This is a genomic window from Yersinia kristensenii (genome assembly GCF_900460525.1).
Classification (GTDB): Bacteria; Pseudomonadota; Gammaproteobacteria; order Enterobacterales; family Enterobacteriaceae; genus Yersinia; species Yersinia kristensenii.
Genome location: NZ_UHIY01000001.1, coordinates 1,297,768 through 1,314,036 on the forward strand (window position 1 = coordinate 1,297,768; position 16,269 = coordinate 1,314,036).

Genomic DNA, 16,269 nt, shown 5'->3' on the forward strand with positions numbered 1-16,269 from the left:
GTTTACTTATGGCTTACAAACACATTCTGATTGCGGTTGACCTATCTCCGGAAAGTAAGGTGTTGGTGGAAAAAGCGGTCTCTATGGCCAAACCGTACAATGCCAAAGTTTCCTTGATCCATGTTGATGTTAACTACTCAGATCTTTATACCGGCCTGATCGACGTTAATCTTGGCGATATGCAGAAACGCATTTCTGAAGAAACGCACAATGCATTGACCGAACTTTCTCAAAATGCCGGGTACCCCATTGAGCAAACGCTGAGTGGCAGTGGTGATTTGGGTCAGGTCTTGGTTGATGCCATTAAGAAATACGATATGGACTTAGTATTATGCGGCCATCATCAGGATTTCTGGAGCAAGTTGATGTCTTCAGCACGCCAACTGATCAATACCGTTCATGTCGATATGCTCATCGTACCACTGCGCGATGATGAGACTAATGGAGACGATTAAGCTACTAAACAGCATTAATTTAGCATTAATCACCCATGACGCCCGCCTTTAGCGGGCGTTTTTTATGCTGAACCCCACGCCCACCCTATATCTCCACACATTAATAACCCTGCTAAGTTTTTGTCAAAATCACTTGCGGCATGAATATAAACCAGTGATATAGTCGAAGATGCACAACATCGTCTCCTCACTATTTTGGATAATAATAATAGACCGCAAAAATCTGTTAGGAGAGTCTCAATGGGTACAAGGAATTATTAGTGATGAATTGTTTAAACTCTCTGGAGTCATTTTTAGAATCTTTACAACAACGTGATGCCAACCAACCAGAATATCTCCAAGCTGTCCGTGAAGTTTTCACCTCACTTTGGCCCTTTCTGGAGCAAAACCCTCATTACCGTGAACAAGGCCTATTGGAACGTTTAGTCGAACCAGAGCGAGTCATTCAGTTCCGCGTTGCCTGGACTGATGACCAAGGTAAGGTTCAGGTTAACCGCGCATGGCGTGTTCAGTTTAGCTCAGCGATTGGCCCTTATAAGGGCGGAATGCGCTTCCATCCATCAGTAAACTTATCCATTCTTAAGTTTCTGGGTTTTGAACAAACTTTTAAAAATGCCCTAACAACATTACCAATGGGTGGTGGTAAAGGCGGTTCTGATTTTAATCCGAAAGGGAAAAGTCAGGCGGAAGTCATGCGTTTTTGTCAGGCACTGATGACTGAGCTTTATCGTCATCTTGGCCCGGATACTGACGTTCCTGCGGGTGATATTGGTGTTGGTGGCCGCGAAGTGGCATTTATGTCCGGCATGATGAAGAAACTGTCCAATAACACCGCCTGTGTTTTCACCGGCAAAGGGCTTTCTTTCGGCGGCAGTCTTATTCGCCCGGAAGCCACGGGGTATGGTTTAGTTTATTTCACCGACGCCATGCTCAAGCGCCACGGTTTAGGTTTTGAAGGCAGAAGAGTCTCTGTTTCCGGTGCGGGTAACGTGGCTCAATACACTATCGAAAAAGCCATGGAGCTGGGCGCTCGAGTCATTACCGCCTCTGACTCCTGTGGTACTGTGGTTGATGAAGAAGGCTTTACGCCAGAAAAATTGGCCCATTTGGCCGAGATTAAAAATAAACGTTACGGCAGCATTGAAGATTATGCCCGCGAACGTAATCTGGTCTATTTAGCGGGCCAACAGCCGTGGAGTGTTCCGGTTGATATCGCCTTGCCTTGTGCAACACAGAACGAGCTGGATTTACCTGCCGCCCGTCAGTTGATTGCCAATGGGGTTAAAGCCGTCGCTGAAGGCGCTAATATGCCGACCACCATTCAGGCCACTGATGCTTTCTTGGATGCCGGCGTTCTGTTTGCACCGGGTAAAGCGGCCAATGCCGGTGGCGTTGCGACCTCAGGTCTGGAAATGGCCCAGAATGCGGCCCGCCTGAGCTGGAAGTCAGAGAAAGTTGACGTTCGTTTGCACCACATCATGCTGGATATTCACCAATCCTGTGTCGAGTATGGCGGTGACGGTAAGCAAACCCACTATGTTCATGGTGCTAATATTGCGGCCTTTGTCAAAGTGGCAGATGCCATGCTGGCCCAAGGCGTGCTGTAAATAATAAAACACCCATATTCTTTGAGATAAGCATTGATAAGAATATGGGATGTTTTTACCCAATGGCATTCAACCATCGTATTTATATAATCCAACGTATTCATATTAAAATTTCTCTTTAAGATTTCGCTTATTTAAAATAAGAACCTAATCAGTGACATTCCCTTCTCGGATTAATAGATATTAAAATAATTCATTTTTAATGATTAAGGAATGGGAATGTTAAAGGAATATTTAAAAACTCACACTGACGTTATAAATAGCAATGATAAAATAAGTATTAATAATATGCCAAACAATATGGAACTCTCAGCAATAGTCTATGAATACAAATGGGAAAATAAAGATAATCACAACATGACCGCTGTGACTTATTCATTTAAGCAGAGTATTTCTCAAGAGTATCATTATTATCGACTCAAGAATGACGGCCCGATTTCTGCGCTTAATCAGTGGCAAATATCGCAGACAAGAATCGCGATGCAGAGCATATCCGATGTGGCAAACATCAGATTCATTGAAGTTAATGAAAGTGTTAACGCTAATATTCCCATTGTCAATGTCCACCCCGAGCAACCTATCAGTGCCGCAGGTTATGCCTATAGTCCTAATCAAAGAAATCTCAGCCCGGTGTGTATTAATGCTGATTTCCCGGAGAATCTTACCCCCACCCACTCAAACTATGGTGGGCGCGTTTTTACTCATGAAATCATGCATACTCTTGGCCTGAAACACACTCATGATACTGTTAGGCTGACACAACAAAAAAGCGTCATGAGCTATTACTCTGAATGGTATTCAGATGCCGACTATGGTGGGCATTATGCATACACGCCACAACTATATGATATCGCCGCACTCCAATATCTTTATGGCCCGAATATGAGCACCCGAACCGGGAATGACATTTATACCTATTCCAGCCATGCCCCCATACTTTGTATATGGGATGCAGACGGTATTGATACTCTTGATTTCTCTTATCAAACCCAAGATCAGGTTATTAATCTCACCGCAGGCAGCTTCTCTCATATTGGGGGGCTAAAAGGCAATATCTCCATTGCCTATGGGGTGGTGATAGAAAATGCTATTGGTGGTTGTGGCAATGATCAATTATGGGGTAATAAGGAAGTTAATGTACTGGCGGGTGGGGACGGCGATGATAAATTATCAGGTGGCAACGGAGCCGATCATCTTTGGGGGGGTAAGGGAAATAATACTTTTACCTACCACCATATTGAAGATTCTTTAACCACATCTGCTGACACTATTCATGATTTCAAATCAGGTGAAGATAAAATAGATTTATCTCCACTTATATATGGTAATGAAGATATTGCTCTAGTTGATAAATTCAGTTTTAGTGGTCAGACAGAAATAATGCAGAAATATGATGAAGTAAGAGATATAACTTATTTAATGGTTGATTTTGATAATAAGCTGCATGAAGCCGACATGATGATCAAGCTCACCGGCAAACATCAACTCACGTTAAATAACTTTATCATCAACCCGCTGCTCACGACATAATATTGAATACTTAAAATCAAAAGCGACAGCAATAATTTGCCGCCGCTTCAGGCTGTTGAAAAACCTCGACCACTCGCTCTCGGAAGATGGGTATTACCCAAAGTCATTGGCGTTGCAGCAAGGCAGCAAACAAACGCATCCCGATGAGCTGACACAAGTCAGTGATTCGGGTAAGTGAGTGCCGCTAACACCGCTGCGGCGTCAAGGAAGATGGGTATATAAATCGAAACGGTGGCTTTTGGTGGTCACTGCGCCCTGCGCAGTCATCCCCGCCAAAGGTTCTGCATAATCCGGGCGCTTAACCACCACCCGTTTGGTCGCCAATGCCCGCGCCGGTGCCAGTAAGCCATCGGCATCTTCGTCAGCGCCCACTAGCGATTGGAACACCCGCATTTCCTTTTTAACTAATGCACTTTTTTGCCGATGCGGATACATTGGGTCGAGATAAACCACTTCCGGCCGCGGTTCAATATCCGCCAACGCAGTTAAGCTGGACGCATGCAACAATGTTAGCCGCTCACGTAACCACGGGCCAATCTCGGCATCCTGATAACCGCGGCGCAAACCATCATCCAGCAATGCGGCGACCACCGGATTGCGCTCCAACATTTGCACATGGCAGCCCAGTGCCGCTAATACAAAAGCATCCCGCCCCAGGCCTGCGGTAGCATCAACCACGTGCGGAAGATAGCCTTTTTTGATCCCTACCGCTTTGGCGACAGCCTCACCGCGCCCGCCACCAAATTTACGGCGATGGGCTAGCGTGCCGTCAACGAAATCAACATAAATGCCACCGAGTTTCGGCTCATCGCGCTTGCGCAGCTCAAGGCGCTCAGGTGTTAGCACCAACGCCATAATTGATTGCTCGTCAGACACCAAACCCCAGCGTTCAGCCAGAATAGACAAGGCGCCGGGATCGGCGCCTGCTTCAGACAATAAACAAATACTTACCTGTGACACATTCTAGCCCTTAATACCGTAATGGCGCAGCATAGCATCCAACTGCGGCTCACGGCCACGGAAGCGCTTGAACAGGGTCATTGGCTCTTCGGAGCCGCCACGGGACAGAATATTGTCAAGGAACGACTGGCCGGTTGCGGCATTGAAAATGCCTTCTTCCTCAAAGCGCGAGAAAGCATCAGCCGAGAGCACTTCCGCCCATAAGTAGCTGTAATAACCAGCAGCATAGCCACCGGCAAAAATATGGCTAAAGGCATGTGGGAAGCGGCCCCACGTTGGCGATGGCACCACTGCCACCTGTTTTTTCACTTCATACAGAACAGGCAAGATCTGCGCACCGGTCAGCGGGTCAAACTCGTAATGCATACGGAAATCAAACAAGCCGAACTCCAGTTGGCGTAGGATAAACAGCGCCGCCTGATAGTTTTTCGCCGCCAACAGTTTATCCAGCATCTCTTGTGGCAATGGCTCGTTGGTTTCGTAATGACCGGAAATGAACGCCAGCGCCTCCGGCTCCCAGCACCAGTTCTCCATAAACTGACTTGGCAATTCGACCGCATCCCACGGCACACCATTGATCCCAGAAACACCCGCGGTATCAATTTTGGTCAGCATATGATGCAAACCATGGCCAAACTCATGGAACAACGTGGTCACTTCATTATGAGTAAACAATGCCGGTTTGCCGCCGACAGGCCCGTTAAAGTTACAGGTCAGATAAGCAACCGGTTTTTGTAATTGGCCATTGGCCAACCGCAGACTACCAACACAATCATCCATCCAGGCACCGCCGCGCTTGTGTTCACGGGCGTATAAGTCCAGATAGAAACTGCCGCGCAGTTCGCCGCTGGCGTCATATAACTCGAAGAAACGCACATCTGGGTGCCAGGTATCGACATCTTGGCGCTCTTTGGCAGTAATGCCATAAATACGTTTCACCACTTCAAACAGCCCTTCTACCACCCGCTGTTCTGGGAAGTAAGGCCGTAATTGCTCGTCACTGATGGAGAACAAATGCTGCTTTTGTTTCTCGGAATAATAGGTGATATCCCACGCGGCTAACTCACTGACACCATAATGTTTTTCAGCAAAATCCCGTAACTGCGCGAGTTCTTCTTCCGCTTGTGGGCGCGCGCGTTTTGCCAAATCATTTAAGAAGCCCAGCACTTGCTGCGGGCTTTCGGCCATTTTGGTCGCCAGCGATTTATCCGCATAGCTGCTAAAACCGAGCAATTGGGCCAATTCATGACGCAGAGTCAGAATTTCGGCCATGATTTCGCTGTTATCCCACTTGCCCGCATTCGGCCCCTGATCAGAAGCACGGGTGGCAAAGGCGCGGTACATTTCTTCGCGCAATTCAGCATTGTCGGCGTAAGTCAGTACCGGTAAGTAGCTCGGCATATCTAGCGTCAGTAACCAGCCGTCCTGTTCTTTGGCTTCAGCCATGGCTTTAGCGGCGGCCAATGCACTTTCCGGCAAGCCCTTCAGTTGCTCGACATCGGTAATTAATTTGCTCCAGCCCATGGTGGCATCGAGCACATTATTGCTGTAAGTCGAGCCCAACTCAGACAAACGGGCCACGATTTCGCCATAACGTTTTTGTTGTTCAGGTTCCAGACCAATGCCGGATAATTGGAAATCACGCAGTGCATTTTCCACCGCTTTGCGCTGTGGCGCGGTCAATGCATCAAACCCTGGCCCTTCTTTCAAGCTGACATAGGCCTGATACAAACCTTTGTGCTGCCCCACCCAGGTGCCGTATTCCGACAGCAGCGGCAGGCTTTGTTCATAAGCCGCGCGCAATTCCGGGCTATTTTTGACGGAGTTCAGATGCCCAACTGGCGACCAAATGCGCGATAAGCGGTCATCGGATTCCGCCAATGGCTGGCACAGGTTATCCCAGGTGAAAGGGCCTGGCTGGGCGACGACCCGCTCCACCGCTTGACGGCATTCATCCAGAGCGGATTTTACCGCAGGCACGATATCTTCAGGGCGAATAGCAGAAAATGGCGGCAGGGAGAACGGGGTCAACAGCGGATTTGTCATAGGGTTGTCCTGATTATTTTTTGAATACCAACGCCAGAAGCAGTCCAGCGACGAATAATAGATTATGTATGAATTAATGTGTGAACAAACAACATGAGGTCTGTCAGCATGAAAATCAATGGCTGGCGGCATCACTACCATGATTATATCCATTGTATCCGGGGAGGTATTCATCACAAATTAATGCTTTTCACTTTTTATCCACCAGACAGTTTATACTAGTTGCCATAATGTGTTGGCTGCGGTTTATAACGGCGATGCTTTGTCGCATCCACCCAGAAAGATCGCAAGAAACACTGCCGCAATGTGCTAAATATCAATTGGTTAAAATAAAATGCTCAGTTACCGCCATAGTTTTCACGCTGGCAACCATGCCGACGTTCTTAAACATACTGTTCAAAGCCTGATTATTGAGTCTTTGAAAGAAAAAGAAAAACCGTTCCTTTATCTGGATACCCATGCTGGTGCCGGCCGCTATCAATTAAGTGGCGAGCATGCAGAGCGCACAGGTGAATATCTTGAGGGTATCGGCCAACTGTGGCAACGTGATGATTTACCTGCTGATTTAGCCCCGTATATGAGTGCAATCAATTACTTTAACCGTGGTGAGAAGTTGCGTTATTACCCCGGCTCACCGCTGATTGCTCGCCATTTACTGCGTGAATACGACAAAATCCATCTGACTGAGCTGCACCCGAGTGATTACCCGTTGTTGCGCAATGAATTTGCCAAAGATGAGCGCGCTAAAGTCCAACGAGCGGATGGTTATCAGCAGCTTAAATCACAGTTACCGCCGCCATCACGCCGTGGCTTGATTCTTATCGATCCACCGTATGAAATGAAAACCGATTATCAGGATGTGGTAAAAGGCATTCAGGAGGGTTATAAACGCTTTGCAACGGGCACTTATGCACTATGGTATCCGGTGGTTTTACGCCAGCAAGTCAAACGTTTATTACGGGATCTGGAAGCCACGGGCATCCGCCGTATTCTGCAAATTGAATTGGCCGTTCGCCCAGACAGTGACCAACACGGTATGACCGCCTCGGGTATGATTGTGATTAACCCACCATGGAAGCTGGAACAGCAAATGAATACGCTGTTGCCATGGCTGCACAAAGCATTGGTGCCGTCTGGCCATGGCCATACGCTGGTGAAATGGGTAGTGCCGGAATAATATACCCTTCATATTTCAAGCTGCAGATGCGTTGGCTGCCGTCGCTCACCCCAGTCACTTACTTGTGTAAGCTCCTGGGGATTTACTCAGTTGCCGCCTTCCTGCAACTCGAATTATTTTGGTATAGATAGCACTGGAATAATTCTTTCATAAATGAATCGCCTATCAGAGCCATTGATGCACAAAGCGTTATCAAGCGCTACACTGATAGGCAATTTTTTAAACGACTTGGAAATGACCCTGATGACCAAACATTACGACTATCTAGCAATTGGCGGTGGCAGTGGCGGGATCGCGTCTATCAACCGGGCAGCCATGTATGGCAAAAAATGTGCGCTAATTGAAGCTAAACAGCTCGGTGGCACCTGTGTAAATGTCGGTTGTGTACCGAAAAAAGTGATGTGGCATGCGGCGCAAATTGCGGAAGCCATTAAACTGTATGGCCCGGATTACGGCTTCGACACCACCGTGAATCATTTCGATTGGAAAACGCTGATTGCCAATCGTACTGCTTACATCGATCGTATCCATCAGTCTTATGACCGTGGCTTAAGTAATAACAAAGTGGATGTTATTCATGGTTTTGCGCGTTTTGTGGATGCGCATACTGTGGAAGTGAATGGTGAGAAGATTACCGCCGATCACATCCTGATCGCCACCGGCGGTCGCCCAAGTCATCCGGATATTCCAGGGGCTGAGTATGGTATCGACTCCGATGGTTTCTTCGAATTGGACGAAATGCCAAAACGCGTTGCGGTGGTCGGTGCCGGTTATATCGCGGTAGAAATCGCGGGCGTGCTCAATGGGTTAGGCACAGAAACACATTTATTTGTGCGTAAACATGCACCACTGCGTACTTTTGATCCCTTGATTGTTGAAACCCTGCTGGAAGTGATGAACACCGAAGGGCCAAAGCTGCATACTGAAGCAGTGCCGAAAGCGGTTATCAAGAATGCGGATGGCAGCCTGACACTGCAACTGGAAAACGGCACTGAAGTAACTGTCGACCATCTGATTTGGGCCATCGGCCGTGAACCGGCAACTGATAACCTGAATCTGGCTGCCAGCGGTGTCAAAACCAATGAAAAAGGCTATATCGAAGTCGATAAGTTCCAGAATACTAACGTTAAAGGTATCTACGCAGTTGGCGATAATACCGGTGCCGTTGAGCTGACCCCAGTGGCGGTTGCCGCCGGTCGCCGTTTGTCCGAGCGCCTGTTCAATAATAAGCCGGACGAGCATCTGGATTACAGCAATATCCCGACTGTGGTATTCAGCCACCCACCGATCGGCACTATTGGCCTAACTGAACCGCAAGCGCGCGAGAAGTTTGGCGACGACCAAGTGAAAGTCTACAAATCGTCTTTCACCGCGATGTACAGTGCCGTGACTCAGCACCGCCAGCCATGTCGGATGAAGCTTGTCTGCGCAGGGCCGGAAGAGAAGATTGTCGGCATTCACGGCATTGGCTTTGGTATGGATGAAATCCTGCAAGGGTTCGCGGTCGCCGTGAAGATGGGCGCAACCAAGAAAGATTTCGACAACACGGTCGCTATCCACCCGACCGCTGCTGAAGAGTTTGTGACTATGCGCTAAGGTTTTTTAATAAACCTTAAAAGGCTATAAACCGCAGGGTTTGTAGCCTTTTTTATTGCTTAGGACAAATTGCTTTCAATATTATCTTCAAGAATATTTTTGACTTTCGTGCGAGCGATTCCCCATCAGTTTCCAGCCAAAATTCATCCCCGCCGCCGCCAGTAGGATTGCGCTAGCCCCCACCATTTGCACGGCGCTCAGGCGGTGACCGAACACTAGCCAGTCGACAATAATCGCCACCACCGGGTAGATGAAAGAGAGCGCGCCAACCAGGCTGGTCGGTATTTTCTGAATCGCGCCATATAACAGCGAGGACATCAGCCCGGTGTGAATAACGCCGATAATCAACAGTAATCCCCATGTACTCCCCGGCAGCGGTAAATCAGACCAGACCACAAAAGGGGACAATAAAATTGCGCCGACCACTAACTGAATCAGCACGATTAGATGGGGGGGCAGGCCTTTTAACTGTTTGATAATGGCGGCCGTCACTGCATACATCAAGGCTGCCCCCAGCGCCATCGCGATGCCGATGAGATAGTCGGAACCCAAGGTGATCCCCCCCTGCTGCCCGATAATGATAAACAGCATCCCACCAAAAGCCACCAGCAGCCAACAGAGCACATTTGCGGTTAATTTCTCACCGAAAAACAGCACACCCAGCCCAACCAACATAAAGGGCTGAGTGTGGTAAGTCACCGTCGCCACCGAAATGGAAGCATAAGAGTACGCGCCAAACAGTAAAACCCAATTTAATACCAGCGTAATCCCGCCGATGATGGCAATAACAATCTGTTGTCGAGTGAGCACCCCGCGCTTGAGCAAACCTAACATGGCACAGATAATAAATAGGGCTAAAGCACCAAATACACAGCGCCAGAATACAACGGTTACCGCAGGTTGCTCTGAGGCAATCACCGGCCAGCCTACGGTGCCGGAGATAAGCATGGCGGCAATCATCTCCACTGCGCCACGCGTTTTTAGTTTCATCAGCCTTTCTCCCCAGATGCTTTGCTATTTGAATGCTTGGCACTCAACAGGTAATACATTAAAATGAACAAGTGACTATTATGGTGAACGACTTTGAATTGTTCGTCAAGATGAACAAATGAATGATATGGTGAACAATGACTGACTCTGTGCTTGATAACTCAGACCATGCGGCAACCCCGATTGGCTTGCTTTCTGCCTCTATCCGCCGGGAACGTGAGAAGTTGGGGCTGACGGTGACGGAATTAGCCAAACGCGCGGGTATCGCGAAATCAACATTATCGCAATTGGAAGGCGGAGCCGGGAACCCTAGTCTGGAAACCCTCTGGTCACTGGCAATGGCACTGGATGTCCCGGTCAGTCGGCTTATCGCCCAACCGCGCTTGCATGTTCAGGTCATCAGAGCGCATGAAGGGATTGCTGCGGTTTCCGAGCAGGCAAACTACACCGCCACGTTACTGGCGGCGTGCCCTGCGGGCGTGCAGCGAGATATTTATCGGATCAATGTTCAACCCGGTGAAGCCAGGCGCTCCCGAGCCCATATGCCCGGCACCATTGAACATGTGATTATCGGCTCAGGGAAAGCCAGAGTCGGGCCAGTTGATCAGGCAGTGGAGCTTAATAGCGGCGACTACATCAGTTATTCCGCTGATGTAGAACATATTTTTGAAGCGCTGACGGCAGACACCACAGCAGTGATGATAATTGAGCACACATAAAATCTATGACTACACCAGAATCCTGGCCGACACCCACAGCAGCATAGCCGCAGGCAAGGTTGTGATAGGCATCGACTCTGCTATTATCAACAGATTAGCAGCTGTTTTATATCCTATTTCTTAGCATAATCATCTGCATAAAGCATGGATTAACATACTCAAGGAGCATTATGCCGAACGCACCGCGAGGCAACCCAGCACCGCTGACTGCTGGCATTGAAACGGGCAAAAAAGCAATTTCCTTTATGGCACGGCTTACTGACCGTGTAAAAGCTTACCCCGCTATTGCCCATATTATCCGCGCAACAGATCGTTTCAATGACCGGCTGGGTAGTCAGTTCGGGGCCGCCATTACTTATTTTTCATTTTTGTCACTGATCCCTATTTTGATGGTTTCTTTTGCCGCTGTGGGTTTTGTACTCGCCTCTAACCCCGATTTATTGGCTGAATTAATTAATAAAATTGTGAATACCATCAGTGACCCGAGTCTGGCGGCCACACTCAAAAACACAGTGAATACCGCTATTCAGCAGCGCACCACCGTCGGATTAACCGGTTTGGCGATTGCTCTTTATTCCGGTATCAGTTGGATGGGGAATTTGCGCGAAGCCATTCGTGCCCAGTCGCGGGATGTCTGGGAGCGCAATCCACAGGATCAGGAAAAATTCTATTACCGCTACGCCCGTGATTTTATTTCACTCACTGGCTTAGTTATCGCGCTGATTATTACTCTTTCACTGACTTCTATCGCCGGAGCGGCGCAATCCGCGATTGTTAATGCATTAGGATTAGGGGGGATCGAGTGGTTGCGGCCGGTCATGACACTGATTGCTTTATCCATCTCCATCGCTGCTAACTATCTGTTATTTTTATGGATATTTTGGATTCTACCGCGACATAAGCCGAAGAAAAAAGCGCTATTGCGGGGCTCCCTAATTGCCGCTATCGGCTTTGAAATCATCAAATTTGTCATGACCATGATGCTGCCGCGCCTTGCCAGTTCCCCGTCTGGGGCCGCCTTTGGTTCAGTGATTGGCTTAATGGCCTTTTTCTACTTTTTCGCCCGCCTGACCTTATTTTGCGCCGCCTGGATAGCTACCGCCCGCTATGCCGAAGACGGCACTCTCCCCCAAGAGCCGGACAATAAGGCCCCGCAATAGCCCGCACATTTCTGTTTAAGGTCAACACCCCATAATGATAAATAAGCATTATGGGGTTTGCCCACTCCACGGATATCTCACTACACTAGTGGCTCATCATGGAAAGTGAAGGGAAGCTAATGTTTCGTTATCTAAAAAAACCGTGGTTTTTATTGATATTGCTGGGCGCTATCCTGTTGGGCATTGGCTATAAATTACGCTTTAGCAATGCGGATGCATTATGGAAAATAGTAAGCCAGCAATGTGTGCCCCATATGGAAACAGCGCATAATCCGCAACCTTGTGCCGAAGTTGATATCCCCGCGGGGTTCGTGGTGTACAAAGACAGGCACGGGCCATTACAGTATTTGTTGATGCCGACAGCAAAAATCAGCGGCATAGAAAGCCCGCAGTTATTAGCCACCAACAGCCCCAACTATGTCTTTGATGCCTGGCAAGCTCGCCACTTTATGGCGGATAAATACGGCGCACCCATTGATGATGCGGATATCTCGCTAGCCATCAATTCAAAATATGGCCGCAGTCAGGATCATTTACATATTCATATTTCTTGTCTGAAGCCACAGGTCAAAACAGCTCTGGCGGCACAAGAGGCCAATTTCCGTCAGCAGTGGCAGCCCTTGCCCGGCGGTTTATTAGGGCATGATTATCTGGTGCGGCGGACGACGGCGGCAGAATTACAGCAATCAGGGGCATTTCGTTTGTTAGCGGATGAAGTGCCGGGCGCGAAAGATGAAATGGGCCGTTATGGTCTCGCCATGACAGCCTTGCCCGATGGGCAGTTTTTATTGCTCGCCAGTAAAGCCGGGCTGATAAAGCTACAGCGGGCATCGGTGGAGGAACTGCAAGATCACAGTTGCCAATTGCTGCCCCAACCACCGACACATTAACTCGCTATTTCTTTTGCTTCATTTTTTGCAGCAATGGGGTGCACTGATTTTCTTCAGCTTCACTGGGGGAAATCAGTGCCAGTAATGCCGCTGCGGGAGTCAGCGCCACACCCAGCACCGCAGCAACTGCGCCACGGGCCAGCAAAGGCGCGGCTTTGACTCCCGCATCCGGCCGCTTAAATGTGCCTTTCACATACAGCGGAGAGCGCAGGGTTAAAATTCGTAGCCCTTTGCTTTCCGGATCAATGGATAAATCCAACCGCTCAGTAGCAAAATTGATATTTCCGGTAATGTTGATAATGGCATTCTCGGTATCAATAACAAACAGCCGTGGCGTCGCCAAACCATTACGCAGCTGAAGATCAGCCACCGCGCAGTTAATTTTGACTTCATCGTCACCAAACAGCTTCGCCACCAAATAGTTACCGACATTCAGGCCGAGTAACTCCATCAAGCTGCGGCTGATTAGCCGCTGGTTCAGCAACAAGCGCAAGTGACCATTGCTGGTCGCCAGCAGAGCGGCAACCGAGTTACCGCTGGCGGTAAAGGAAGCATCGCCATTCAATTGGCCCAAACTGTTGCGCATCGCCTGCACCTGCGGCAACAGCTCTTTCAGTTGCAGGCGGCGGGCATGTAAATCAACCTTACCCTGCATAGGGCTTTTATTGCCGTTCAAGCGTAGAGCCGCATTGAGATCCCCCCCAGCCATGCCAAATCGCAGTGGGTCGAGCCGCAACTCACCATTATTGAGCACCACGTGAGTCGACAGGTCAGTCAATGGCAATGATTTATCCCGATCGATACGTTTAGCTGCATAGGTGACATCGGCATCCATCACGCCCCAGCTTTTAGTATCGAATTTTTCAGTCGGCAGCACCTTATTGCTGGGTTGTCGGCTGCGCTCGCCGCGATTGGCTTTTTCCTGATTGGAATCCGCCCCAATCAAGGGAGCTAAGTCAGCAAAGCGCAATTTATCCGATGACATGTTGCCGGTTAATTTCGGCCGCGGCTGACTGGCGGTATAGGCCAGATTGCCATGAATATCACTGTCGCCGATTTTGCCGTTAAAGTTTTCGTAGCGATACACCGCCCCACCGGCCGGCTTGAGACTCGCGATTAAGCGACCATCGGTGTTGTAAGGGGGCGTAGCTGGCAATAACACACCAATCAGCGGATAGAGATTATCCAAACTGGCACCAGAGAATTTCAATTGCAGATCCAGCCCCGCTAGATTACCGGGGTCGGTTAATGTCCCCGCCACCGCCACTCGAGTGGAACCAGAACGGACATCCGCCTGCAAGGGGAAGGGCGTGCTGGCATCACTCATCGACAACATACCGCCGATTTTGCCACTGCCGGTTAAGGGCTGGCCCTGATACTTACCGTCAACTTTCCAGCCAAAGACAAAATCGGGCGCATTATTTTGTGTTTTTTCAGCCGGTTGCTTCTCTTTTTTCTCATTACGTGCGCCACTCACCTCAGCAAACGGCAGTGGCTTACCGAGGGGATCAATCACCACCTGCAAATCCGCTTTCAGCACCGCATCTTTCAAGTTTATCTGGCCGCGATCGAAGACAATATCATCAATATTCACCGACCAATCAGAAACGGTACTCTTATCTTCTTCGGTGTTATTGGCCAGATTAAAGGTCCAGTTATTCTCGCCATTCGCCAGCCGCAACAAGTGAGCATCCGGTTGTGTCAACCAGATACGCGGTATCCAGACCTCTTTCGTCAGTAGTGCCAACGGCGCAATGCTGGCATCGACCCGCTTTAGAGTGACCATTTCCCCAGTAGGGAATGCGGTAGACTCCGCGTTGCCCGCCGCAGAATGGGCCTGACCCGCCGTTTTATCACTGACTAAATTGGCCGGGTTACCCAGCACCAAATCTTCAGCATGAATATGCGGCCACGGCACCCAGCCGCGCCAACCCGGCTCATCACCTTTCCGTGACCAATCCACCCCGAGGTTGCCACGAATGGCGAAAGGCCGTTGCAACTCAGTCGAGACTTTTTCATTAATGGTGGGTTTTAGGCGATTCCAATCGAAAGTCATAATGAACACGATGACGGCGGCCAACAGCAACACAATAACCCCGCCAATGCCCGCCAGCACTTTTCCGGTTTTGGTCATAACAACTCCATGCCAATACTCATCAAATTAATAGTATGAATTAAAAAACTACTTTAATCATAGTCGAGAAGGGGACAGGATGGGGTGCCGGAGGAATAAGCGCTTATTTATTGAGCAGTAAAATTAGCCGCAAAATAGCATCGGAAGGGATTGTAAACGATCAAATGATGTCGGGCGGGAGAGATAATAACCTTGTGCGGCAACAGCATCAGACTGCTGCACCATCGCCCATTCTTGTGAGGTTTCCACCCCTTCAACAATGACCCCTTTGCTATAGCTGCCCATTAAAGTCACCAGTTTGAAAAACAGCTGGTTCCCGACGTCACTTTCTTGCAGCAAGATAAACAAATCTCTGGCCACTTTGATGTACTCATAGCGCCAACTAATGAATGAAGTGAAATTCGCCAGTCCGCTGCCAAAATCATCCAGCCATAACCGGTCTGCCTCGGCAATACGCGCAAAGGGGGTATCAAGAGAGGTGTCGACATGCTCCAGCAATTCAAAACGAATGTAAGGCATGGCATCGATTAACATCTTAGCCTGCTGATCATCCTGCATTGCCATGAGTGCCTGACCATCAATGTTGATTGAGACCAACACCGAGTGATGCACAAATATCTCATGCCACTGCTTCACCATACTCAACTGCTCAAGCACCACATCCAAACGGGCGCGAATACTAATGGCACTAAAATAATCTTCCGGATTCAAGCGGGTATCCGGTGATGAGGGATGAAAAACCGCCGTAAGCAACTCGATAGCCAGCAGCGCACCAGAGGTACGATAGATAGGTTGAAAAGTATACCGACGCTGACATTGCCGCCAGAAGCTCTGTCCTTTATTTCGATCAATAGCGGCAAAGGATGGCGCAAGTAAACCTGATATTTTGTTGGTCATCATCAGTTTAGTCGCCATATTTTAGGGCACCAAACAGCTACGGCGATGGGTATTGCCGACAACTGAGGACACCCGGTGATAAACGGTTTTTCTTCTGAAGATGTTATC

At 48.9% G+C, this 16,269-nt stretch carries 13 protein-coding genes; 8 read left to right on the plus strand and 5 right to left on the minus strand.

Going from position 1 to position 16,269, the window contains the following annotated elements:
• Positions 1-8 precede the first annotated feature (8 nt).
• From uspA to DX162_RS06100, 3 genes are all read left to right on the plus strand, one after another.
• Positions 9-455, plus strand: coding sequence for a universal stress protein UspA (gene uspA, locus DX162_RS06090; protein WP_004388943.1), 447 nt, complete (start codon positions 9-11; stop codon positions 453-455).
• 263 nt (positions 456-718) lie between these two features.
• Positions 719-2,062, plus strand: coding sequence for an NADP-specific glutamate dehydrogenase (gene gdhA / locus DX162_RS06095; protein WP_004388942.1), 1,344 nt, complete (start codon positions 719-721; stop codon positions 2,060-2,062).
• A gap of 219 nt (positions 2,063-2,281) precedes the next feature.
• On the plus strand, positions 2,282-3,592 hold the full coding sequence (locus DX162_RS06100; protein WP_004388941.1) for a M10 family metallopeptidase: 1,311 nt from the start codon (positions 2,282-2,284) through the stop codon (positions 3,590-3,592).
• A gap of 201 nt (positions 3,593-3,793) precedes the next feature.
• On the opposite strand, the gene rsmJ is transcribed toward DX162_RS06100, so the two are convergent.
• Both rsmJ and prlC read right to left on the minus strand, forming a co-directional pair.
• Positions 3,794-4,552, minus strand: a complete 759-nt coding sequence (gene rsmJ, locus DX162_RS06105) for a 16S rRNA (guanine(1516)-N(2))-methyltransferase RsmJ (RefSeq protein WP_032819089.1) — start codon at positions 4,550-4,552, stop codon at positions 3,794-3,796.
• A gap of 3 nt (positions 4,553-4,555) precedes the next feature.
• Positions 4,556-6,598, minus strand: coding sequence for an oligopeptidase A (prlC, locus tag DX162_RS06110; RefSeq protein ID WP_032819086.1), 2,043 nt, complete (start codon positions 6,596-6,598; stop codon positions 4,556-4,558).
• 334 nt (positions 6,599-6,932) lie between these two features.
• On the opposite strand from prlC, the gene DX162_RS06115 reads away from it, so the two are divergent.
• Positions 6,933-7,775 carry a 23S rRNA (adenine(2030)-N(6))-methyltransferase RlmJ gene (locus DX162_RS06115; RefSeq protein ID WP_004388937.1) on the plus strand — a complete coding sequence of 281 codons (843 nt, stop codon included), beginning with the start codon at positions 6,933-6,935 and terminating at the stop codon, positions 7,773-7,775.
• 243 nt (positions 7,776-8,018) lie between these two features.
• Entirely contained in the window at positions 8,019-9,371 is a 1,353-nt protein-coding gene (gene gorA / locus DX162_RS06120; RefSeq protein WP_032819114.1) for a glutathione-disulfide reductase, read from the plus strand.
• Positions 9,372-9,458: 87 nt separating this feature from the next.
• Here gorA and DX162_RS06125 read toward each other — a convergent pair whose 3' ends face one another.
• Entirely contained in the window at positions 9,459-10,361 is a 903-nt protein-coding gene (locus tag DX162_RS06125) for a DMT family transporter (RefSeq protein WP_004388934.1), read from the minus strand.
• Positions 10,362-10,498: 137 nt separating this feature from the next.
• Here DX162_RS06125 and DX162_RS06130 point away from each other — a divergent pair, with 137 nt between their 5' ends.
• The 3 genes from DX162_RS06130 to DX162_RS06140 all read left to right on the plus strand — a co-directional run bounded on the left by DX162_RS06130 (position 10,499) and on the right by DX162_RS06140 (position 13,130).
• A complete protein-coding gene (locus DX162_RS06130; protein WP_004388933.1) occupies positions 10,499-11,080 on the plus strand; it encodes a helix-turn-helix domain-containing protein in 582 nt (193 codons plus the stop codon).
• A gap of 170 nt (positions 11,081-11,250) precedes the next feature.
• On the plus strand, positions 11,251-12,240 hold the full coding sequence (gene yhjD, locus DX162_RS06135) for an inner membrane protein YhjD (RefSeq protein ID WP_004388932.1): 990 nt from the start codon (positions 11,251-11,253) through the stop codon (positions 12,238-12,240).
• 119 nt (positions 12,241-12,359) lie between these two features.
• The gene (locus tag DX162_RS06140) at positions 12,360-13,130 is read left to right on the plus strand and encodes a CDP-diacylglycerol diphosphatase (RefSeq protein ID WP_032819085.1); all 771 of its coding nucleotides are present in this window, start codon (positions 12,360-12,362) and stop codon (positions 13,128-13,130) included.
• Between the two features lie 4 nt (positions 13,131-13,134).
• Here the strand turns inward: DX162_RS06140 and DX162_RS06145 are convergent, their stop codons facing one another.
• Positions 13,135-15,264: an AsmA family protein gene (locus tag DX162_RS06145; RefSeq protein WP_004388930.1), complete on the minus strand. Its 2,130-nt coding sequence runs from the start codon at positions 15,262-15,264 to the stop codon at positions 13,135-13,137.
• A 123-nt stretch (positions 15,265-15,387) separates the two neighbouring features.
• A complete protein-coding gene (gene pdeH / locus DX162_RS06150; protein WP_004388929.1) occupies positions 15,388-16,179 on the minus strand; it encodes a cyclic-guanylate-specific phosphodiesterase in 792 nt (263 codons plus the stop codon).
• Between the last annotated feature and the right edge of the window lie 90 nt (positions 16,180-16,269).

Bases quoted from the DNA above. Each gene is read 5' to 3' on its own strand.
- uspA (WP_004388943.1), top strand. From the start codon at position 9: ATGGCTTACAAACACATTCTGATTGCGGTTGACCTATCTCCGGAAAGT.
- gdhA (WP_004388942.1), top strand. From the start codon at position 719: ATGAATTGTTTAAACTCTCTGGAGTCATTTTTAGAATCTTTACAACAA.
- DX162_RS06100 (WP_004388941.1), top strand. From the start codon at position 2,282: ATGTTAAAGGAATATTTAAAAACTCACACTGACGTTATAAATAGCAAT.
- prlC (WP_032819086.1), bottom strand. From the start codon at position 6,598: ATGACAAATCCGCTGTTGACCCCGTTCTCCCTGCCGCCATTTTCTGCT.
- DX162_RS06115 (WP_004388937.1), top strand. From the start codon at position 6,933: ATGCTCAGTTACCGCCATAGTTTTCACGCTGGCAACCATGCCGACGTT.
- gorA (WP_032819114.1), top strand. From the start codon at position 8,019: ATGACCAAACATTACGACTATCTAGCAATTGGCGGTGGCAGTGGCGGG.
- DX162_RS06125 (WP_004388934.1), bottom strand. From the start codon at position 10,361: ATGAAACTAAAAACGCGTGGCGCAGTGGAGATGATTGCCGCCATGCTT.
- DX162_RS06130 (WP_004388933.1), top strand. From the start codon at position 10,499: ATGACTGACTCTGTGCTTGATAACTCAGACCATGCGGCAACCCCGATT.
- yhjD (WP_004388932.1), top strand. From the start codon at position 11,251: ATGCCGAACGCACCGCGAGGCAACCCAGCACCGCTGACTGCTGGCATT.
- DX162_RS06140 (WP_032819085.1), top strand. From the start codon at position 12,360: ATGTTTCGTTATCTAAAAAAACCGTGGTTTTTATTGATATTGCTGGGC.
- DX162_RS06145 (WP_004388930.1), bottom strand. From the start codon at position 15,264: ATGACCAAAACCGGAAAAGTGCTGGCGGGCATTGGCGGGGTTATTGTG.
- pdeH (WP_004388929.1), bottom strand. From the start codon at position 16,179: ATGGCGACTAAACTGATGATGACCAACAAAATATCAGGTTTACTTGCG.